Genomic DNA, 22,046 nt, shown 5'->3' with positions numbered 1-22,046 from the left:
TGATGGCAAAGGCCAAAACCTGCCGCAAGTTCAATGGTTCTATTGTATCCTTTGCACATTACTTTCTTCAAAAAATTATGAGCTCAAAACCACGCATTGTTTTCATTGTTTCTGACGGCACTGGCATCACGGCCGAGACTTTTAGCCAATCCATCTTGGCTCAATTTGAACTTCCATTTAGACAAATCAGGATGCCTTTTATCAACACCGTGGATAAAGCGCATCAAGCAGTTCGAGAAATCAATGAATACGCCAAATCATCGGGTCTTGAACCAATCGTTTTTACCACTTTGGTTGACTCAGAAGTTAATGCGATTGTCTCTGAAGCCAATTGTGTGATGATGGACATGTTCCAAACCTTTATTGTGCCTCTCGAGCAAGCTCTTGGAGTTAAATCGACCCACGCGATTGGCCGCTTTCACAATAACGCTGACACTGAATCTTATAAAAATAGGATTGAAGCGATTAACTTTTCGCTCGCACATGATGACGGTCAATCCAATCAAAACTTGGCGGATGCTGATGTTATTTTGGTGGGTGTTTCTCGCAGTGGAAAAACGCCGACCAGTCTTTACTTGGCCATGCAGTACGGCCTTAAATCGGCAAACTACCCATTGATTCCTGATGACTTTGAAAGAAATCAAATGCCATCTGATTTAATGCCATTTCGTAAAAAGTTGTTTGGCTTGACGATTGATCCGATGCGCCTATCTGAAATTAGAAATGAACGAAGACCAGGAAGTAATTACGCTAAGATTGAAAATTGTCGTTATGAGGTCAGTGCTGCTGAAGCAATGATGCGCAAGCAAGCGATTCCTTGGCTATCTACCACTAATAAATCCATTGAAGAAATTGCCACGACCATCTTGCAAGAGATTAATCCTGATCGCAGTAATTACTGAAGAAACACCGATTTTTATTTAAGGTCTCTGCGAACCCTGCGCATTTCAAATAAACAAACTGCGGCAGCAGCTCCAACATTCAGCGACTCAATGCAGGGATCTTGAGGAATTAACACAGATCTTGAAATAGCTAAAAGTTCTGGGTGAATCCCCCCTCCCTCATTACCAAAGACCCAAGCATGGGGTTCAAGTAACTCATCACCTAAGTCATAAAGATCATGATCAGCCATCAAGCTGGTTGCAATCAAGGGTAATTTGATTTTTTCTCGGATATTGTTGAGAGTCCACGCTTCAAATATTTTCAAATGACGATGAGCTCCCATGGCAGCCCTTAAAACTTTGGGCGACCAAGCTTGTGCAGTACCTTTTAAACACACCACATAACTTAAGCCCGCTGCAGCTGCAGTTCTCATCATTGAGCCAACATTACCAGCGTCCTGAATGCCGTCCAAAATCAAAATATCCTCACTTTGATTCATAGGAAAGTCATATTTTGGAATCCTGACGCATGCCATGAGTGGCGGACCATTTTCTAAATCAGAAATCTTCTTCCATAAAGCATCGTCTAGGATGTATAGATCAGTGTTCGGCACTACTGCCAATTGCATATCAATGACAGCAGCAATTTCTGCTTGCTGAAGACCTGATTCGGTCGTGAATAACTCCACCAAATCCTCAGATCCCAACCAAGCTTGCGCTAAATGTACCCCTTCCAAGACGGCCAGACCAAGTTCTTGTCTGGTTTTATTGGCTTTAGCTCCCCCTTCTAGCAAGACTTTAAGTCTCTTGATCAAGGGGTTATCGGCAGAACTTAAATGTTTGGCGTCTTTCATAGGAGCTTAGTTTCCCCTAAGTTGCCTTTGGTTTCAATCACCAGCCTTACTGGGCCGAATGTTTTACGATGCTCTGGACATGGACCGTGAAGTTTTAAAGACTCAAGATGAATAGGTGTTGGATACCCCATGTGTTGATTAAAACCATAAACAGGATAAGCATCATGCAAAGCTTGCATATCTCGATCTCTGGTGACCTTGGCCAAAATCGATGCGGCTGAAATAGCAACCACTTTGCTATCGCCCTTAACAATCGCTTCCATGGAAATATTAACTTTGGGACAACGATTACCATCAATCAATGCCCTATCAGGCAAGCGACCCAAGGTTTTCTCTAATCCTTCTATAGCGCGCTTCATGGCCAGCATCGTGGCTTGCAAAATATTGATTGAATCAATTTCTATAGCACTCGCTTCTGCGATGCACCAGGCTTTTGAATCTCTGATGATGATGTCATATAACTCTTCACGAACTTTGGCTGTGAGCTTTTTTGAATCTTTTAATCCAGTAATGGGTTTTGCTGGATCAAGCACCACTGCTGCAGCAACGACAGAGCCAGCTAAGGGGCCTCGACCTGCTTCATCCACACCACAGGTCCACTGATAAAGCGGGTTGGGTGCATTCCAATCAGTCATTGATGATTTCCGCTATGACCTTGGCTACCAAGGCCCCTGTTGGCATGAGCAATGATTGATGCATTTCAGTAAAACGCTCTTTCAAACGAGCCGCTTCTTGTGGCTTATCGAGCCAATTCAAGGTGGCTGTTGCTAAAGCTTGAGGTGTGGCGGCTTCTTGCAACAGCTCTGGAACAATGAACTCTTGTGCCAAGATATTCGGCAATCCCACATAAGGTAAATAAGCCTGACGCTTCATGATCCAAGCAGTAATAGCTGGGACCTTATAAGAGATCACCATGGGTTTTTTCCATAGAGCTGCTTCCAGGGTCGCGGTACCACTAGCAATTAAAACCACATCAGCAGCTTCTAACGCCAAGCTTGCTTGGCCATCTAACAAGTGCAAAATAATGCCGGGATGTTGCTCTAAAAGTTTCTTGGCCATGGCTTGAATGGCTGGCTTTAAAGCAGGAGTTGCCACCGGCACCACAAATTCAATGCCCTGCTTGTATTGAATGAACATCTGCGCAATGGCATCAAAGAATCCAGGTCCAATCAAATTAATTTCTGATTGACGACTACCTGGTAAAACTGCCACCAAAGCATTTCCTGTTTGAATATTTAACTTTGCCTTAGCCCCTGATGAATCGGGCACCATCGGAATACTCGACGCCAAAGGATGACCAACATAAGTCGCTTTGATACCAGCCTTTTCATAAATAGCTGTTTCAAATGGAAAGATGCAAAGCATATGGTCTACAGACTCTTTGATGCCTTTGATGCGACCACCACGCCAAGCCCAAATAGATGGGCTGATGAAATGAATCGTTGGAATACCTGCAGCCTTGAGTTTCTTTTCAACACCTAAATTAAAGTCTGGTGCATCAATACCCAAAAATGCTTTGGGTGGATGCAAGCTTAACTCTTTGATCAAAGCATTTCTGACTGAAAGAATTGCTGGTAATTGCTTGATGGCTTCAACGTAACCACGCACAGCCAAAGTTTCCATCGGCCACATTGCTTCAAAACCAGTGGCCACCATTTTGGGGCCACCAATACCGCGAGTCTTAAGCCCTGCTAATTCTGAAGATTCTTGAATTGCTTGCAGAACACTGGCAGCGAGCATATCCCCCGATGGCTCTCCAGCCACACATGCAAGATATGCGTTTTCTGTCAAATGATTAGCGGGCAATGCCGCGCTGTGAAGCGGCGATAAAGTCATGGAATATGTTTAGTTTCTCTGCCGTCTCAGCTTCTGTTGATTGTTTTTCTGCAGCCAAGTCTGCAATGGCTTTTTTAGCATCTTCAAAACTCAGATTTTGCTTGTATAACAATTTATAAGCTTGTCTTAAAGCAGTGATCGACTCATGGCTAAAACCTCGGCGCTTTAAGCCTTCAGCATTCAAACCATGAGGCTCTGCAACTGCACCAGATGCAATCACATAAGGCGGAAGATCCTGTACTAATTTGGATGCGCCACCAATCATTGAATGCTCACCAATTCGCACAAACTGGTGCACGCCACACATACCCCCCAAAATAGCCCAATCACCGACATGAACGTGACCAGCAATTTGTGCATTATTGGAGAAGATTGTGTTGTTACCAACCACGCAATCATGGGCAATATGAACATAAGCCATGATCCAATTGTCATTACCAATCTTGGTGATGCCTTGATCTTGGATGGTGCCAGTGTGTAAAGTTGTGAATTCACGAATTAAATTACGATCACCAATCACTAACTTGGTTGGCTCGCCTCGGTATTTCATATCCTGAGGTGCGCCACCCACAGATGCGAAGTGACCAATTCTGTTTTCAGAACCAATGCTTGTATGGCCCTCAACCACTGTGTGAGCACCAATTTGAGTTTTACGCCCAATAACGACGTTTGGACCAATCACTGCATAAGGACCAATCTCTACATCTTCAGCAATTTCTGCTTTTGGGTCGATGATTGCGCTAGGGTGAATCAAAGCCATCTTAGGCTTCCTTTTTACGAATTGTGCACATCAAATCTGCCTCAGTCACAACCACATCATTGACTGTGGCAAATGTCTTGAATTTCCAAATGCCGCCCTTGAATCTTTCAATCGATGCATTCAAAATCAATTGATCACCTGGTGTCACTGGTCTTTTAAAGCGGGCGTTATCAATACCGACAAAGAAATAAACTGAATCATCGACTGAATCTTGACCAAATGTGAGCAATGCAGCTGTTTGGGCCAAAGCTTCCAGAATCAAAACACCTGGCATCACTGGAAATTCTGGGAAGTGACCTGTGAAATGAGGTTCGTTCATGGTCACATTTTTCAGTGCCTTCACACGTTGGCCAGCCTCTAATTCAAGCACACGATCAACCAATAGAAATGGGTAGCGATGCGGAAGCATCTTCAAGATTTGGTTGATATCAAAATTTACTAGCTCGCTCATGAATGGCCTTTTCTCTTTTTACGTTTATTTCTTATCAGCAGTGATACTTTGAATCTGCTTTTCTAAATCTTTGATCTTTTGCCGCATTTTATCCAAGCCGCGCAAAATAGCAGCATTCTTTTCCCAATCTGCATGAGGCAACATGGGGAAAATGCTGGTGAAATGCTGACCTGGGGTATCAATCGAACGAATGATAGTTGTGCCCCCTGAAATAGTGCTTCGATCAGCGATGTTCAAATGCCCAGCGATACTGCTTGACCCACCGATCATGCACATCTTGCCAATGGTCACACTGCCTGCCACCGCAGTATTACCTGCGATCACTGATAAAGCACCCACATGAACGTTGTGCGCAATCTGAACCAGGTTATCAATCTTGCAACCATCATCAATTTTTGTATCAGCCATGGCACCACGGTCGACCGATGTATTCGATCCAATTTCTACATCGTGACCAATGACCACGCGACCAGTTTGTGGCACTTTGACCCACTCACCGGCAGCAAGATCTGGCGCAAAACCAAAACCATCCGAGCCAATCACTGTGCCACTGTGGATGACATTACGATCACCCAATTGGCAATTTTCATAAATTGAAACGTTGGGGTAAATCAAGGCATCAGTGCCTATAGAGACATTGGCGCCAATATGAACTTGTGACACAAGCACTGATCTTTCACCAATCGTAGCGCCTTTGACCACATGACACAGAGGTCCAATATGGGCTGAAGGAGCCACTGTTGCACCAGCCTCAATCACTGCGCTTGGGTGGATGCCAGGTAAATAGCTGGGGGCTGTAGATTTTGCAAATTCTTGGGCAATCCGCGCAAACAAGGCGTATGGATTCTTTGTGACCAAATAAGTTCTATTTTTATCTGCTGAGTGTTCTTGCAAGAATGCATGATCAACTTCTGAAACAATCAACCCGGCGGCTTGACTGATAAGCGCGTCGTTGCGATACAGAGGGTTTGCAAGAAAAGCCAGTTGAGAGTCATTGGCTTGAGTGAGAGGCGCTAAGCCAGAGACAAGCCGATCTCCCTTGCCCGCTAAGCGAGCCGAATAGCGTTCGGCTAACTCAGCAATCGATGGCATATGAATCTCTTAATAATTAACGTAAGTTATTAAGCGCTTTGATCACGTCTTCTGTGACATCAATCTTTGGATTCACATAAGCAGCTTCTTGAACAATCAAATCAAGCTTTCTTTGCTCTGCAACGGCTTTAAGAGCTTGATTGGCTTTTTGTGCAATCTTTGAGCGCTCTTCAAAACTTCTCTGGTTCACATCTTCCGTGAACTCTCTTTGTTTGCGTTGAAGCTCGCGATCAGAATCAGCTAATTCACGCTGACGACGGACACGATCCGTATCTGACATCACTGCCGCATCTTTATCTAAGCGCTCTGCCGCTGTTTTAATCTTCTGAGCCTCATCACGCAAATCTTTTTCACGCTTTGCAAACTCACTTTGCAATTTTGTTTGACTGGCTTTTGCTAGGTTAGAGTCTTTAAAAATTCTTTCAGAATTGATAACACCAATGCGGCCACTGAAATCTTTATCATCGGCAGCAGCTACTTGGGTTGAAAAAGCGCCCAATGCCAAGCCTGAAATGACAGATAGTTGAAAAAACTTTGTAGTAAGACAATTCATAAATACATCCTTCAAGTATTAAAAAGCGGTACCAATTTGGAACTGAAATCTTTGCAACCTATCTTCAGGCTTACTGTTGAGCGGTAATGCATAGCTAAATTTTAGCGGTCCTAGTGGAGAGATCCAAGATAGACCAAATCCGTAAGACTTTCTTAACTGAGACAACTCAATTGTGCCATCGAATACGTTACCGGCATCAACAAACCCAAATAAACGTAAAGTTTTATCAACGCCAGAACCAGGAACAGGGAATGTGTATTCGCCGTTGAGAACTAACTTAGATGAACCTCCAGTTGGACTAGTCACACCAGTTGGTATGCTTGTTCCTGGATAAACTTGAGAGGTTTGAGGTCCAAGTGATCCTGGTTCATAACCCCTTACAGAACCGATACCACCCACATAATAATTTTTCGTGATTGGGAAGGTTTTATTGTTATAAGTGTCACCATATCCAACCTCACCGTTCAATGCAATCACGTTGCCCTTAAAGACCGGGAAAAAGTATTGATGTTGGTAGAAAGCTCTGTAAAACTGTAAGTCTCCTAAGCTTGTACCTAACTCCACACTCACTTGTTGGTATGTTCCGCGACTTGGTATTAAGGCACTGTCACGACCGTCTCTGGCCCATCCAAGCGTTAATGGAACGTTAAGACTTGTTTCGCCGTACTCTCTTAGATACTCCTGATATGCAAGTGGAGTATTGACAGAGGATGTCATTTTTAATTGTTCAACACCTATGCCAAAGAAAACACGGTCCACTTCTGAATAGGGAACGCCTAGCTTGAAGTTGGTACCGGTTGATTGAACTTTATATTGAGTATCACCTGCGTAATAAAGTGGCATGCTACTTCTGGTATAGATATCAGTAAATCGACTAATACCATCTTCAGTAAAATATGGGTCATAGCTAGAAATTGCTAAAGTTCTAGCTGTTTTGCCGGTATTTAAATTAAGTCCAAGACTGGTGCCGGTACCAAAAACGTTTTCTTGAGAGATACCTGCGCTCAAAATTAACTTGTCTGTGGATGAAAATCCAGCGCCCAGACTCAAAGATCCAGTCGGTTTCTCTGCAACTTTGACATTGACATCAATTTGATCTGTTGAATTTGAAATTTCCTCGTTACTGATATCAACTTCTGTGAAGTGACCAGTTCTATTAATACGGTCTTTTGATAGCTTTAATTTCTCACTGTCATACCATGAGCTTTCTAACTGTCGAATTTCTCTTCTGATAACTTCATCACGTGTTTTGTTGTTACCTGTGACATTGATTTTTCTAACGTAGATTCTTTTTCCAGGATCCACAGTTAGAGTTAAGTCGACAAGCTGAGCTTCTTTATTTAGATCTGTACTTGGAGTCATCGCAGCAAACGCGTAACCATAGGCACCTAATTTATCAGCCATGGCAATGGTAGAGGCTGTTAATTTACTCGAGGAGAATATATCGCCAGGCTTTAACTGTAAGAGTTTATTGAGATCATCTTCTTTACCGAGTAACTCGCCCGCCAGCTTGATACTTGAAACCTTGTATTGAACACCTTCTTTTACGTTGATGCTCAGATAGATACCAGTTTTATCGGGGGAAATAGATACTTGAGTTGACTCTATGCTGAACTCCAAGTAACCCCTGGTCAAATAGAAAGATCTAATTGATTCTAGATCGGCCACCAACTTTTGTTTTGAATACAAATTGTTCTTTGTGTACCAAGACAGCCAATTACCTTGGGACAATTGCATTTCATCAAGCAATGCAGATTCTTTAAAGTTTTGAAGTCCATTAATGCTGATAGATTTAATCTTAGAGATTTCATCTTCCTCGACATTAAATACTACTGCCACTCTATTTCTATCAACGGGAGTAACTGTTGTTTTAATTTCGGCTTTATAAAAACCTCTTGAAACATATTGTTTCTTTAATTCCTGTTCTGCTTTTTCAATAATGGACTTGTCAAAATAACGTCCATCAGCAACGCCTGCTGCTCTCAGCGATTTTTTTAGAGCATCTTTGTCAAACTCTTTAAGACCAGTAAAGTCAACTGAAGCTAAGGTTGGTCTTTCCTCAACCCTAACAACCAAAACTTGGCCATCAGATTCAACTTTCACATCTTTAAAAAAGCCGGTGTTATAAAGAGCACGAATTGCATCAGCACCCTTGTCATCAGTAAAAGTTTCGCCAACTCTCACCGGTAAATAACTAAAAATTGTGCCTGGTTCTACGCGCTGCAAACCTTCAACGCGGATATCTTTCACCACAAATGGATCAGCCGCCATTAAAGGAGCAGAAAGCAAACTGACAGCGATAGCAGCCAATGGCGTCTTAATAAATTTATTATGTATTTTCAACGTAAAAACAATCTAGAAATATCGTTAAACAAAGCCAATATAGTCAAAAATAGAAGGCTACCCATACCAACTCTTTGCAATACATTTTGAACGCCATCTGAAACACGCTTACCAGACAGCAATTCCCATGCATCATACAGTAGCTGACCACCATCTAGCATGGGTAATGGAATCAAATTCAAGATACCAAGGCTGATACTGATCATCGCCAAAAAGCCCAAATAAGACTGCCAGCCAACTTGAGCTGTTTTACCTGCCATATCTGCAATGCTCAGAGGGCCCCCAATCTGCTTGATCGAGGATTCACCGGTGAATATTCCCACCAACATCCGCACTGAAATAGTGCTGATATCCCAAACCCGCTCACTTGCGACGCCAATCGCCTCAAAAATATCTAATTTGAGCTCAAAAATGCCTATTGGCTCACTAACGTCAGGTTTGATACCCAATTTTGCTAATGGATCAGTATCTGGGGTCAGAATTGGCATTTTTTCTGTTTTAAAAACAACATCTTGCGTAATACCTTGGGAAGTTTTTACCTTAAGAATAAAGCCTTCAGAGCTGGTCACAGCGTCCATCAAGCGCCATCTGAGCTGATTCCAGCTAGCAATAGACCGAAATGAGTCATCTCCCTCCGATTTCCAGCCAACCACCGTATCTCCACCAAAAACACCCGCTTCATAGGCAACGGTGGCTTTGTCAGGCTCCACCAATTTAGAAGGTATTTGAGGAACGCCAGAGGCAAACAAGATGGTCAAAAAGATGATCGCAAGAATAAAGTTGGCCAACGGACCAGCAGCCACGATGAAAGACCTCTTCCACAGTTTTTGGCTTCTAAATGAATCTTCATCCATTTTGACGTAACCACCCAAAGGCAAACTACTCAATGCCCACTCTGTGGAATCTGGTGTTTTTTGATAAGTCCAAATGGTTTTGCCAAACCCAACAGAAAATCTCAATACTTTGACGCCGCAGATTCTGGCGGCACTGTAATGGCCATACTCATGAAAGCTCACCAATAAGCCCAAAGCCACCAAAAATGCTAATAAACTCCAAATCACGGTCATATGTTCAACCCTTTGACCATCAATTGCGCATGCTGACGAGCCGTTTTATCAGCTTCAAGAATCCCCTCAAGGCTCATTGCGCCAATCACCTGTGTTTGATCTAAAACTCGCTCAACCAATTCAGCAATCTGTGTGAACCGAATCCGATGGTTCAAGAAAGCATCAACCGCAACCTCATTGGCAGCATTCAATATGGTTGGTGACAAGCCACCAACAGCTAAAGCTTGGTAACTCAGAGACAGGCAAGGAAAACGCTGCAAATCCACAGGCTCAAAACTCAAGTCATGAGCCGTTGCAAAATCTAATTCTTTGACACCAGCATCGATTCTTAAAGGCCAACCCAAACCATAAGCGATGGGTGTTTTCATATCGGGTTGACCAAGTTGTGCAATCACCGATCCATCGATGTATCTGACCATCGAATGAACCACGCTTTGCGGATGAATTAAGACCTTGATCTGTTCAGAAGGTAACCCAAATAGATGATGTGCTTCAATCACCTCTAAACCTTTGTTCATCATGGTGGCTGAATCAACAGAAATTTTTCGTCCCATGACCCAGTTTGGATGGGCGCAAGCCTGATCAGGCGTCACTTCTTTCAATTGATCCAAAGAATGATTTCTGAATGGGCCACCTGAGGCGGTCAACAAAATCTCTTTAACGCCCAAGGATGCGTATTTACCTCGAGAGCCACCATTAGAAGTGTTTGCATCAGGCAAACATTGATAAATTGCATTGTGCTCACTGTCTATTGGCAAGAGCTCAGCACCGCTGCTAGCTACTGCCGACATGAAGATATCGCCGGCCATCACCAAAGCTTCTTTATTCGCCAATAAAATTCGCTTACCTAATTTGGCCGCTTCAATGGTTGGTAGCAAACCTGCTGCTCCAACAATCGCCGCCATCACCGTATCAACGGAGGTCAGTGTTGAGGCAGTGACCAAGGCCTCTGCTCCATGTTCAACCGAGATATTGAGGCCCATGGTCTTCAATAGAGCATTCAAACGATTAGCAACATCTGCCGAACCAAGCACCACCATTTTGGGTTTGAATTCTTCGCATTGCTTTGCGAGTAATTCGATATTTGAATGGGCTGTTAAAGATTCAACTTTGAACAAATGAGGGTGAGCTCGGATCACATCCAGTGTGCTGACCCCAATCGATCCTGTTGAACCAAGAACGCAAATATGTCTCATGGTTTAGCTCGCCATCAAAATAATCAAGCCTGCCAAAGGCAACACTGGCAAAAGAGCATCAATTCGATCTAAAAAACCACCATGACCGGGCAACAACGCGCTGCTATCTTTGACTCCGGCGACACGTTTCATTTGTGACTCAAACAAGTCGCCCTGAATACTCATGGCAACACACAGAGCCGTCACAAGAATCATCCCTGGCCAACCCCAAGAGGATTGAATCAAAGCAAAGAAATTACCTTGGGTGTAAGGATGATCAGCAAATAAAGTAGCGCCCAGAATACCGAGGACCATCACCAATAAATAACCGCCCACAGCACCTTCAATCGATTTTCCAGGGCTTAAATTCTTGGCCAGTTTGTGTTTACCAAATGCTTTCCCAGCAAAATAAGCGCCAATATCAGCAGCCCAAACCAAAACAAGTACTGATAAAAATAATGCCATGCTCACAGCACGCAAATGCATCAGTGCAAACCAACATGCTGGCAGAATAAATAAGCCAATCGCGGCCAAAGGCCAGCGCCAAGAAACAAGATTCAATTGAAGTGATTGTTTCATGATGAATGGCACAACGAGCAACCAAAACGCCAAGGTCAAGCAAAGAAGAACTTTGACAGCTTCAATGTCGGCATACATCAACCAAGCCAATAAATTGAGCAAACACAATCCCGCATATGAAAATGCTCTGCGATGATTATCTGGGAACAGTAATCTCCACCACTCCCATGCTGCCAAGGTAATCACAAGTGCAATCAAAGCACCTAAATAAATCAATGGAGCAAACCAGAGAACCGGTAAAAAAATACCTAAAAGGACAATGGCGGTGATGACTCTGGTTTTTAACATGCTCTTCTATTTTTCCGCATCAATCACTTGAGCACTGGTGCGGCCAAAACGTCGCTCACGCTCTCGGTACCAAGCAAAGGAAGCTTGAAGCGCCTTGACATCAAAGTCAGGCCACAGCAAGTCGGTGAAGTAAAGCTCTGTATAAGCCAACTGCCAAAGTAAAAAGTTGCTGATTCTTTGTTCGCCACCCGTTCTGATGAACAGATCAGGTTCTGGTGCATACGACATGGATAAATGAGGTGTTAATAAAGCTTCCGTCACACCATCAGGGGTGATGTTCGGATTTGCCTTTAAACAAGCCGATACAGCTTGTAACATGTCCCAACGCCCACCGTAGTTGGCAGCGATGGTGAGATTAAGACCTGTGTTGTGCGCAGTCTTTTCTTCTGCCTGAACCACTCGCTCCTGGATCTGTTGATCAAACTTGGTGAGATCACCCACCACTCTTAAGCGCACATTATTTTTATCAAGACGAGAAACTTCTTTTTCTAATGCAGTTAAGAATAACTTCATTAAAAAACCAACTTCTTCGGCGGGTCTACGCCAGTTTTCAGAACTAAAGGCGAAAAGAGTCAAATACTCAACGCCTAGATCTCCACATTCTTTGACGATCTCTCTGACTGTGTTGAGCCCCTGTGAATGCCCTGCAACTCTTGGTAAAAAACGCTTGGTCGCCCATCGACCATTGCCATCCATGATGATGGCAAGGTGTTTGGGAATACTCGCCACATCAGGCACAGCCAAAGTTGTGCTGATGTGTGAGGGATTGGTTTTTTTGACCATATAGAGACTATTTAAGCTTGGCTTAAACGGTCATGATCTCTTTTTCTTTATCAGAAATGATCTTATCAATTTCCGCAACAAAACGATCTGTCATTTTTTGAACTTCATCTTGTGAACGACGCTCATCATCTTCTGAGATCTCTTTATCTTTTGCTAACTTTTTCAAAGATTCATTCGCATCACGTCTTAGATTACGGACAGCAATTTTTGAATCTTCGCCTTCACCCTTGACCACTTTGGTCAATTCTTTGCGGCGCTCTTCAGTCAATGCCGGCATTGGCACACGAATGATATTGCCTTGAGTGGCAGGATTAAGCCCTAAATCAGATTCACGAATGGCTTTTTCAACTGCGCCCATCATGTTTTTCTCCCAAGGCTGAACGGTCAACGTTCTAGCATCCGCCAAACCTAAGTTGGCTACTTGAGCTAATGGTGTTGGATTGCCATAGTAATCAACGTTGATCTGCTCCAAGATACCTGGGTGAGCACGACCAGTTCTGATTTTTTGCAAATTCGATTTCAATGACTCAATCGATTTGGTCATCTTTTGTTCTGTATTTTTTTTAATTTCATTAGCAGACATGATGTTTCCTTTTAAACGTGTACCAAAGTACCTTCACTATCACCCATCACAACGCGTTTCAGTGCGCCAGGCTTGAGGATTGAAAAAACTTTGATGGGTAATTTTCTATCGCGACACAAGGCAAATGCTGTGGCATCCATGACCTGTAGATTTTTGATGATGGCTTCATCAAAAGTGATGGTGTCGTAACGAGTGGCTGTTGGATCTTTCTTAGGATCACTGGTGTAAATACCATCTACCTTGGTTGCTTTCAAAACAACTTCAACGCCCATTTCTGCACCACGCAAAGCAGCGGCAGTGTCCGTGGTGAAGAAAGGGTTACCAGTTCCAGCAGCAAAAATCACCACTTTGCCCTCTTCCATATGACGGATGGCTTTGGGGCGAATGTAGGGCTCTACAACTTGATCCATTCTTAAAGCTGATTGAACACGGGCTTCAACACCCTTTTGGCGCAGTGCATCTTGCAATGCCAGTGCATTCATCATTGTTGCCAACATGCCCATGTAGTCAGCGGTTGCGCGATCCATACCGGCCGCACCGCCAGCCACACCTCTAAAGATATTGCCGCCACCAATCACGATGGCTAACTGAATACCGGTTTGCACCACCTCAGCGACATCAGCGACCATGGCATCAATGGTGCCTGGGTTGATACCGTAAGAGTCATCGCCCATTAAGGCTTCACCTGATAGTTTGAGCAAAACTTTTTTATAAGCTGGCATGGTCAGTCTCTCTCTTTATTTAGCATTCATCAAGTTACAAAAGTATAAAAGGCACGAAGGTTTTAGCCCCGTGCCTTTTTGAACTACAAGAACTACTTAGGCCGTGGCTTTTGCAGCAGCTACCTGAGCAGCAACTTCAGCAGCAAAGTCATCTTGACGCTTTTCAATACCTTCACCTACAACATACATCGTAAAGCTCTTGATGGTTGTGTTAGCAGCCTTCAACATTTGCTCTACAGTTTGTTTGTCGTTTTTAACAAAAGTTTGATTTAACAAAGAAACTTCTTTCAAGTACTTCTGAACTGAGCCTTCAACCATCTTAGCGATGATTTCTGCTGGCTTACCTGATTCAGCAGCCTTTAGTTCAGCAACACTCTTCTCTGTAGCGATCTTGTCAGCAGGTACATCTGCAGCAGACAAAGCAATCGGCTTCATCGCAGCAATGTGCATAGCAACGTCTTTAGCAGCTGTATCGTCACCAGTGTATTCAACCATCACACCAATACGTGTACCGTGCAAGTAAGACACCAACTTGTTCTCACCTGAAAAACGTGTGAAACGGCGCAATGACATGTTTTCACCGATACGGCCGATCAATTCAGCACGAACTTCTTCAACTGTCTTGCCAGAGTATGGCAAAGCAGACAAGGCAGTCACATCGGCTGGGTTCTTTTCAGCAACCAATTGAGCGCAAGCATTGCTCAATGCTAGGAAGTCATCATTCTTAGAAACAAAGTCTGTTTCACAGTTAACTTCTAGCAATGCGCCAGTTGTACCATTGATGAAAGCAGTGATCACGCCTTCAGCTGTAACACGTGAAGCAGCTTTACCAGCTTTGCTACCAAGTTTTACACGCAGAATTTCTTCTGCTTTAGCCATGTCGCCATTAGCTTCGGTTAGAGCTTTTTTGCACTCCATCATTGGAGCATCTGTTTTGGCGCGTAGTTCGCCAACCATTGCAGCAGAAATTGCAGCCATTACTCGCCCTTTCCTTCTTCAACGAACTCATCAGCATCGCCTTTAACAGCTTCTAACACTTGGTTCACTGCGTTTGCTTTGCCTTCCAAAATAGCATCAGCCATTGCACGAACATACAAAGCAACCGCTTTGCTTGAGTCGTCATTACCTGGGATGATGTAATCAACACCTTCAGGTGAGTGGTTTGTATCAACCACTGCAATCACTGGAATACCTAATTTCTTGGCTTCTGTTAAAGCAATCTTGTGGTAACCAACGTCCACCACGAAAATCGCATCAGGTGTACCAGCCATATCTTGAATACCGCCCAATGATTTCTCTAATTTTTCGATATCACGGCTGGTTGTCAAAGCTTCCTTCTTAGACAAACGCTCCCAATCGCCATTTTCGCGAGCAGCAGTCATGTCTTTAAGACGCTTGATGGAACCTTTAACAGTTTTGAAGTTAGTCAATGTACCGCCCAACCAGCGAGCATCTACGTAAGGCATACCAGCACGAGTTGCTTCTTCAGCAATGATCTCTTTTGATTGACGCTTTGTACCAACGAACAAAATGGTGCCGCGGTTAGAAGCTACTTGACGCACGAACTTTTGCGCATCCAAGAACATAGGAAGCGTTTTTTCGAGGTTAATAATATGAATTTTGTTGCGATGACCGAAAATATAAGGGGCCATCTTTGGTGACCAGAAGCGAGTTTGGTGCCCAAAATGGCAACCGGCTTCTAGCATTTGACGCATAGTCACTGACATGTAAATCTCCTAAGGGTTGTGTCTAGAACCAAGTCCTGACTGCACTAAAAAGTGCCACCCTGGACGGCTTGGTTCGTGATTCTGCTCCAGACCATCTGAAACAGTGTGAGTATTCTACCCTAAAAAACGTATTAAAGCCATGAAAACAATGAATTTATGCTGGATAATCAGGGTATGTTGACTGAAACTAAAAAACCCACTTCTCAAGAATTCATCGCCGGTATGCGTGAAGCTGGCCGCTTGGCCAGCGAGGTACTGGACCATGTGACCCCATTTATCAAGGCCGGCATTACCACCGGGGAATTGGACCAGATTTGCCATGATTACATGGTGAATGTCCAAAAAACCGTCCCAGCGCCCCTTAATTACCAACCACCAGGCTATCCACCCTTCCCTAAGTCCATTTGTACCTCGGTCAATGATGTGATTTGCCATGGTATTCCAGGCGACCGAATTTTGAAGGATGGCGATGTCGTCAATCTAGACATCACCGTGATCACTCAAACAGGCTACTTCGGCGATACCAGCCGGATGTTCGCAATTGGTGAACCGTCGATTTTGGCTAAAAGGCTGTCGCAAATCACTTATGAGTGCATGTGGCTGGGTATTGCACAGGTCAAACCAGGCTGTACTTTGGGTGATATTGGCCATGCGATCCAAGCTCATGCTGAAAATGCAGGCTATTCGGTGGTGAGAGAGTATTGCGGTCATGGCATTGGACAAGTGTTCCATGATGAACCTCAAATCGTGCATTACGGCAAACCAGGTCTGGGTGAGCAACTGCATGAGGGTATGACCTTTACGATTGAACCCATGATCAATGCCGGCAAACGAGATATCAGAACCATGCCAGATCAATGGACTGTTAAGACCAAAGATCGTAGCCTCTCAGCTCAGTGGGAACATACCTGCTTGGTGACTCCAACCGGTGTTGAAGTATTGACCTATTCAGCAGGCAGCCCACCGCCACCGGCGTGCGTCAGTAATCTCAAGTTCAGACCGTAAATCCAGCAAGACATGGACACCCTTGCAACTCTAAAAACTCGTCGCGAGGCTCGCTTTGAAGAGTTCAAAAAAGATTTAAACGTCCACAAGTTAACCAAAGATATCTGTCACCTAATAGATCAACAATTGTTGTTGGCTTGGCAAGAAAATGGTTTGAATGAGTACGCAGCCCTTGTGGCCGTGGGTGGATTTGGTCGCGCCGAGCAATATCCTTATTCAGATGTTGATATCTTGGTGCTACTTTCTGAAAAGCTCAGTGCTGATCAACTGGCCATAGCTACTCCAAAAGTAGAAAGCTTCATTACTCGCTGCTGGGATCTTGGCATTGAGATTGGTTCATCAGTTCGCAATATCGAGGAATGTTTGCAAGAAGCTGCGGCTGACATCACCGTTAGAACTGCTCTTCTAGAATCTCGTTTGGTTGGCGGAGATAAAAAACTCTACCGACGATTCTTGCTGCAATTTGATGCGGCCATGGATGCAAAGGCCTTTTATCAAGCGAAGTTACTAGAACTTCGTCAGCGACATCACAAATACAACGACACACCCTATTCCTTAGAACCCAACTGCAAAGAGAGTCCAGGTGGCTTGAGAGATTTACAAGTGATTCTATGGATGACCAAAGCGGCTAAGTTAGGAAATAGCTTTTCTGATCTACATAAAAAAGGTCTTTTGACCAAGCGTGAATCTTTAGAGATCAACAGGAATCTAAAACTATTGCAAACCTTGCGCACTCAATTGCACTTGGTTGCTAAGAGACGTCAAGATGTCTTGGTGTTTGATCTACAGACTCAGTTGGCTGAATCATTTGGTCTGACTTCAGAAAATGGCACACGTGCCAGTGAAAAAATCATGAAGCAGTATTACTGGGCCGCTAAAGCTGTGACTCAGCTCAATGAAATTCTTCTGCAAAATATTGAAGCGATTCTTTTTCCCAAAGAATCCAGAATCACCAGACCAGTCTCGGAGCATTTTGTTGAGAGGCAAGGTTTACTGGATATTGTTGACCCTAATTTGTTTGAAAAGCATCCCAATCAGATATTGCGGGCTTTTTTGCTTTACACAAAAACACCTGGCGTCAAAGGATTTTCAGCTCAAATACTCAGAGGTTTGTATAACGCCAGAAATCTCATGAATGCCGAATGGCGCAAGCAAGCAGAAAACCGAGAGTATTTCATGGAGATTGTGCGCCAACCTCACGGCGTCACAAATGCATTCCGCATGATGAACCAAACCAGTGTTTTGGGTCGTTACTTGCCAGCCTTTAGGCGGATTGTGGGGCAGATGCAACACGATTTATTCCATGTGTATACGGTTGATCAACACATCCTGATGGTGCTCAGGAATGTTCGACGTTTCTGGATTGTCGAGCACACGCATGAGTTCCCATTCTGCAGTCAACTGGCTGCGAACTATGACAAGCCATGGCTTTTGATTCTGGCGGCCTTATTCCATGACATAGCCAAAGGACGTGGTGGCGACCACTCAGATCTTGGTAAAAAAGATGCTCGTTTATTTTCTAAACAGCATGGCTTAAATAAGGAAGATACTGATCTATTGGTGTGGTTGGTTGCTGAACACTTGACGATGAGCCAAGTAGCGCAAAAACAAGATATCAGTGATCCAGATGTGATCAAGGCATTTGCCAAAAAAGTGAAAACTGAAAGACGCTTAACGGCACTTTATTTATTGACCGTAGCTGACGTCAGAGGAACAAGCCCCAAAGTATGGAATGCCTGGAAAGGCAAACTATTGGAAGATTTGTACAAGCTTACCTTGAGAATTTTAGGTGGCGAACAACACGATCTTAGCTCTGAGTTAGAACAAAATCAGTCAGAAGCAAAACAAATGCTTCGTCTATTTGGTCTTCAAACAGATGCTCATGAGAATCTTTGGAAACAATTGGACATCTCTTTCTTTTTAAGGCACGAGCCCAGTGATATTGCTTGGCTCACCAAACATTTGCATGGCCGCGTGAACCACCCCGAAGCAATCGTTCGGGCTCGCTTATCTCAAATTGGTGAAGGTTTGCAGGTTGGAGTTTATGTGAAGGATCAAGTGGATCTGTTTGCAAGGATTTGCGCCTACTTTGATCAACAAGGGTTTTCAATTTTAGATGCCAAGATTCATACAACACAGCATGGCTATGCTTTAGATACATTCCAAATTTCTGGTACGAATTTATTGCGTGAAGGCGGTCACTATCGCGACATCATTCAACTGGTTGAGCATGACTTGGCTGCCATGCTTCAACAAAGCGCGCCACTACCAAATCCTAGCAAGGGTCGCTTATCTAGACAATCAAGAAGCTTTCCCATTCAACCTCGTGTCAGTCTCAGGGCTGATGAGCGCGGTCAATACTATGTCTTATCAGTATCTGCCAACGACAGAACAGGACTTCTCTACGCCATAGCCAAGATCTTGGCTGAGCACCAAATATCGCTTCATACTGCAAGAATCAATACCTTGGGCGAACGCATCGAGGACGTATTTTTGTTGGATGGCCACAATCTATCAAAAGATTCAAAAATACAAGTTCAATTGGAAAAAGAAATCTTGGACGCTTTAGCGGTTTAGCCGACTCAGCAATTGCTTGTTTTATATGCTACAGTGGTTTAGCTCCATTCTTAAGCACAGCGCTGTTTGTCGCATTTTTTCACTAGTTTGATTTGTCAGTGTTTGGTTAACGGCTTGAATCATGCAAGCCTTTCTTAAATACCTTATTAGGAAGCAAGCAATGAGACACACCCCTTCAAATATGAGCGATCAAGTGGCAAAAAGATTTACCTTGCTACTGAGATGGACTGCAGATACATTTTTCAGCGGCAGATATGGTCATAGAGCTGTGGTTCTTGAAACAGTTGCAGCCGTTCCAGGCATGGTTGCGGGTATGTGGACACATCTTAAAAGTCTGCGCCAAATGAAAACAGGTTACGGCCCAAAGATTCGTACATTATTGGCTGAAGCCGAAAATGAACGCATGCACCTCATGACATTTTTAGAAGTCGCCAAGCCAAACTGGCTTGAGCGGATGATTGTCCTAATAGCCCAAGCAGTGTTTTGGCATTTGTTTTTCTTTATCTACGTATTTTTTCCAAGAACAGCCCACCGTATCGTGGGTTACTTTGAAGAAGAAGCCGTGATCAGTTACACAGATTACCTTGCGCAAATTGATGCCAATCCTGAACTAAACATCCCTGCGCCAGCCATTGCAATCGAATATTGGAATTTGCCTGCTAATGCCATGCTACGTGATGTTGTGATTGCGGTGAGAGCTGATGAACAAGGCCACAGTGATGTCAATCACGCTTTTGCGGATGATTACGATAAGGGTATTGCTGGCTAATTAGATTGAAGTAAAGCTAACATCTGAGCCTCATCAATCACAGCGACACCCAACTCTTGAGCTTTCTCAAGCTTGCTTCCAGCATCTGCGCCAGCAACCACATAATGTGTTTTGGCAGACACAGATCCTGCCACCTTGGCTCCTGCTTTTTCTAACAGAGCCTTTGCTTCATCACGCGACATGGTGGGCAATGTTCCAGTCAAAACAAATGTTTTACCAAGTAACTCTGGATTGATTGTTGAGGTTTCTACCTCAAGCTCAATACCTGATGCTAACAATTGCTCTACAACTTCTCTGTTGTGAGCTTCACTGAAGAAACTGAGCAAGGATTTAGCCACCACAGGACCAACATCATTGACTTGAAGCAAGTCTTCTTCATTGGCCACCATGAGCTTATCAATCTGCCCAAAGTGTTTAGCTAAATCCTTAGCTGTGCTCTCGCCGACGTGACGTATACCTAGAGCAAAAATAAATCTGGCCAAAGTATTTTTTCTGGACTTCTCTATGGCCTGAAGTAAGTTCTCAGCGGATTTTTCACCCATTCGGTCTAGATTGGATAAAGCCATCAATCCTAGGCGATACAAATCAGCTGGCGTTCTTACAATGGATTGATCTACTAACTGATCAACGATTTTTTCACCAAGGCCATCAATGTCCATGGCTCTGCGATGAGCAAAGTGCAAAAGCGCTTGCTTGCGCTGTGCTGGGCAAAATAAACCACCACTGCATCTTGCAACAGCCTCTTCCTCTGGCTTCTCAATATGAGAGCCGCAAATCGGGCAGGATGTCGGCATCACAAAAGCAATCGCTGAAGATGGCCGTTTCTCTTTGATGGATGAAACAACTTCAGGGATCACATCCCCTGCGCGACGAACCACCACGGTGTCACCAATATGCACATCTTTGCGACGAACCTCATCTTCATTGTGCAAAGTGGCATTGGTGACAGTCACACCTCCGACCACCACTGGTGAAAGTCTGGCAACAGGAGTAATGGCACCTGTGCGACCTACTTGGACGTCAATACCAAGAACAGTGGTCAGAGCCTCTTGGGCTGGATATTTATGGGCAACCGCAAATCGTGGGGCTCTTGAGACAAATCCCAAATCTTCTTGCAGTTCTCTTGAATTAACTTTGTAAACCACTCCGTCAATGTCATAGGGCAATTGATCCCGCAAGGCACCAATAGATTCGTAAAACCCCATCAAGCCGTTGATTGATTGAACCACGGCACGGTGTTCACAAACTGGCAAACCCCAAGATGCATAAAGATCTAATAATTCAGAATGTGTTTTAGGAACAAAGTTTGATGGTTCACATTGACCGATGCCATAGGCATAAAAAGACAAGGTGCGTTGTGCGGTGATTTTGGGGTCTAGTTGACGCAGACTTCCGGCGGCAGCATTTCTGGGATTGGCAAAAGTTTTTTCAGATTTACTGATGGCTGCTTGATTCAAACTCTCAAAGTCTTTATGACTCATGAAGACTTCGCCTCGCACATCTAAAACTTTGGGATGTGATGCACCCTTCAATCTCAAAGGAATCGCTTTGATTGTTCTGATGTTGGCCGTGACATCTTCACCACTATAACCATCACCACGCGTGGCAGCTTGTGTCAAAAGACCGTTTTCATAACGCAAGGATATCGCTAAACCATCAAACTTAAGTTCAGCGGCATATTCAACAGAACTTAAATTCAATCCCTCACGACAACGCTTATCAAAAGCCTCAGCCTCTTTGTCTTCCAATGCATTATTCAATGAAAGCATCGGAACCACATGTTTGACTTCAGAAAAAAGATCGCCGGCTTGTCCACTCACTCGCTGTGATGGCGAATCAGAAGTGATCCAATCAGGATGTTCCTGCTCGATCGCCAATAACTCTCGGTAGAGCTTATCGTATTCAATATCTGGGAGTTTGGGGTCATCAAGAACGTAGTAGGCATGATCTAAGCTTGCCAACTCGTCTTTCAGCCAGGCATATCGGGCCGAATCAGCCATA

At 44.0% G+C, this 22,046-nt stretch carries 21 protein-coding genes; 4 read left to right on the top strand and 17 right to left on the bottom strand.

Annotated elements, in window-relative coordinates:
- Positions 1-77 precede the first annotated feature (77 nt).
- Positions 78-902 (top strand): posphoenolpyruvate synthetase regulatory kinase/phosphorylase PpsR, encoded by an 825-nt coding sequence (ppsR, locus tag AOC33_RS08840; protein ID WP_089516698.1) that lies wholly within the window; start codon positions 78-80, stop codon positions 900-902.
- Positions 903-916: 14 nt separating this feature from the next.
- Here ppsR and AOC33_RS08835 read toward each other — a convergent pair whose 3' ends face one another.
- The 16 genes from AOC33_RS08835 to rpsB all read right to left on the bottom strand — a co-directional run bounded on the left by AOC33_RS08835 (position 917) and on the right by rpsB (position 15,694).
- On the bottom strand, positions 917-1,735 hold the full coding sequence (locus AOC33_RS08835; RefSeq protein WP_089516642.1) for a TrmH family RNA methyltransferase: 819 nt from the start codon (positions 1,733-1,735) through the stop codon (positions 917-919).
- Positions 1,732-2,370 (bottom strand): ribonuclease HII, encoded by a 639-nt coding sequence (rnhB, locus tag AOC33_RS08830; RefSeq protein WP_089516641.1) that lies wholly within the window; start codon positions 2,368-2,370, stop codon positions 1,732-1,734. Before rnhB ends, AOC33_RS08835 begins: the two co-directional genes overlap by 4 nt.
- On the bottom strand, positions 2,363-3,571 hold the full coding sequence (gene lpxB / locus AOC33_RS08825) for a lipid-A-disaccharide synthase (protein ID WP_089516640.1): 1,209 nt from the start codon (positions 3,569-3,571) through the stop codon (positions 2,363-2,365). The genes rnhB and lpxB overlap by 8 nt, the downstream gene beginning before the upstream one ends.
- Positions 3,531-4,331 carry an acyl-ACP--UDP-N-acetylglucosamine O-acyltransferase gene (gene lpxA, locus AOC33_RS08820; protein ID WP_089516639.1) on the bottom strand — a complete coding sequence of 267 codons (801 nt, stop codon included), beginning with the start codon at positions 4,329-4,331 and terminating at the stop codon, positions 3,531-3,533. The genes lpxB and lpxA overlap by 41 nt, the downstream gene beginning before the upstream one ends.
- Position 4,332: 1 nt before the next feature.
- Complete coding sequence (fabZ, locus tag AOC33_RS08815) at positions 4,333-4,782, bottom strand: 3-hydroxyacyl-ACP dehydratase FabZ (protein WP_089516638.1); 450 nt, start codon at positions 4,780-4,782, stop codon at positions 4,333-4,335.
- A gap of 24 nt (positions 4,783-4,806) precedes the next feature.
- On the bottom strand, positions 4,807-5,874 hold the full coding sequence (gene lpxD / locus AOC33_RS08810; protein WP_089516637.1) for a UDP-3-O-(3-hydroxymyristoyl)glucosamine N-acyltransferase: 1,068 nt from the start codon (positions 5,872-5,874) through the stop codon (positions 4,807-4,809).
- Between the two features lie 16 nt (positions 5,875-5,890).
- Complete coding sequence (locus tag AOC33_RS08805; RefSeq protein ID WP_089516636.1) at positions 5,891-6,427, bottom strand: OmpH/Skp family outer membrane protein; 537 nt, start codon at positions 6,425-6,427, stop codon at positions 5,891-5,893.
- 18 nt (positions 6,428-6,445) lie between these two features.
- Positions 6,446-8,698: an outer membrane protein assembly factor BamA gene (bamA, locus tag AOC33_RS08800; RefSeq protein WP_089516697.1), complete on the bottom strand. Its 2,253-nt coding sequence runs from the start codon at positions 8,696-8,698 to the stop codon at positions 6,446-6,448.
- 68 nt (positions 8,699-8,766) lie between these two features.
- On the bottom strand, positions 8,767-9,837 hold the full coding sequence (locus AOC33_RS08795) for a M50 family metallopeptidase (RefSeq protein WP_089516635.1): 1,071 nt from the start codon (positions 9,835-9,837) through the stop codon (positions 8,767-8,769).
- Positions 9,834-11,033, bottom strand: coding sequence for a 1-deoxy-D-xylulose-5-phosphate reductoisomerase (gene ispC / locus AOC33_RS08790; protein WP_089516634.1), 1,200 nt, complete (start codon positions 11,031-11,033; stop codon positions 9,834-9,836). Before ispC ends, AOC33_RS08795 begins: the two co-directional genes overlap by 4 nt.
- Positions 11,034-11,036: 3 nt before the next feature.
- Complete coding sequence (locus AOC33_RS08785; RefSeq protein ID WP_089516633.1) at positions 11,037-11,879, bottom strand: phosphatidate cytidylyltransferase; 843 nt, start codon at positions 11,877-11,879, stop codon at positions 11,037-11,039.
- A gap of 6 nt (positions 11,880-11,885) precedes the next feature.
- Positions 11,886-12,662, bottom strand: a complete 777-nt coding sequence (locus tag AOC33_RS08780; RefSeq protein ID WP_089516632.1) for an undecaprenyl pyrophosphate synthase — start codon at positions 12,660-12,662, stop codon at positions 11,886-11,888.
- A 22-nt stretch (positions 12,663-12,684) separates the two neighbouring features.
- Positions 12,685-13,245, bottom strand: coding sequence for a ribosome recycling factor (gene frr, locus AOC33_RS08775; RefSeq protein WP_089516631.1), 561 nt, complete (start codon positions 13,243-13,245; stop codon positions 12,685-12,687).
- An 11-nt stretch (positions 13,246-13,256) separates the two neighbouring features.
- Positions 13,257-13,967, bottom strand: a complete 711-nt coding sequence (gene pyrH, locus AOC33_RS08770) for a UMP kinase (RefSeq protein WP_089516630.1) — start codon at positions 13,965-13,967, stop codon at positions 13,257-13,259.
- A 96-nt stretch (positions 13,968-14,063) separates the two neighbouring features.
- Positions 14,064-14,945, bottom strand: a complete 882-nt coding sequence (gene tsf / locus AOC33_RS08765; protein WP_089516629.1) for a translation elongation factor Ts — start codon at positions 14,943-14,945, stop codon at positions 14,064-14,066.
- Positions 14,945-15,694, bottom strand: coding sequence for a 30S ribosomal protein S2 (rpsB, locus tag AOC33_RS08760; RefSeq protein ID WP_089516628.1), 750 nt, complete (start codon positions 15,692-15,694; stop codon positions 14,945-14,947). The genes tsf and rpsB overlap by 1 nt, the downstream gene beginning before the upstream one ends.
- A 156-nt stretch (positions 15,695-15,850) precedes the next feature.
- On the opposite strand from rpsB, the gene map reads away from it, so the two are divergent.
- From map to AOC33_RS08745, 3 genes are all read left to right on the top strand, one after another.
- Positions 15,851-16,699, top strand: a complete 849-nt coding sequence (map, locus tag AOC33_RS08755; RefSeq protein WP_245835650.1) for a type I methionyl aminopeptidase — start codon at positions 15,851-15,853, stop codon at positions 16,697-16,699.
- A 12-nt stretch (positions 16,700-16,711) separates the two neighbouring features.
- Entirely contained in the window at positions 16,712-19,276 is a 2,565-nt protein-coding gene (locus AOC33_RS08750) for a [protein-PII] uridylyltransferase (protein ID WP_089516627.1), read from the top strand.
- A 160-nt stretch (positions 19,277-19,436) separates the two neighbouring features.
- Positions 19,437-20,045: an alternative oxidase gene (locus AOC33_RS08745; protein ID WP_089516626.1), complete on the top strand. Its 609-nt coding sequence runs from the start codon at positions 19,437-19,439 to the stop codon at positions 20,043-20,045.
- Here AOC33_RS08745 and ligA read toward each other — a convergent pair.
- Complete coding sequence (gene ligA / locus AOC33_RS08740; RefSeq protein ID WP_089516625.1) at positions 20,042-22,045, bottom strand: NAD-dependent DNA ligase LigA; 2,004 nt, start codon at positions 22,043-22,045, stop codon at positions 20,042-20,044. The two genes, AOC33_RS08745 and ligA, sit on opposite strands and share 4 nt — an antisense overlap.
- Position 22,046 lies beyond the last annotated feature (1 nt).

The sequence above is a fragment of the Polynucleobacter cosmopolitanus genome, from assembly GCF_002224225.1.
Classification (GTDB): domain Bacteria; phylum Pseudomonadota; class Gammaproteobacteria; order Burkholderiales; family Burkholderiaceae; genus Polynucleobacter; species Polynucleobacter cosmopolitanus.
The sequence above is the reverse complement of the archived record's forward strand: the minus strand, read 5'-3'. Positions and strand labels throughout refer to the sequence as shown.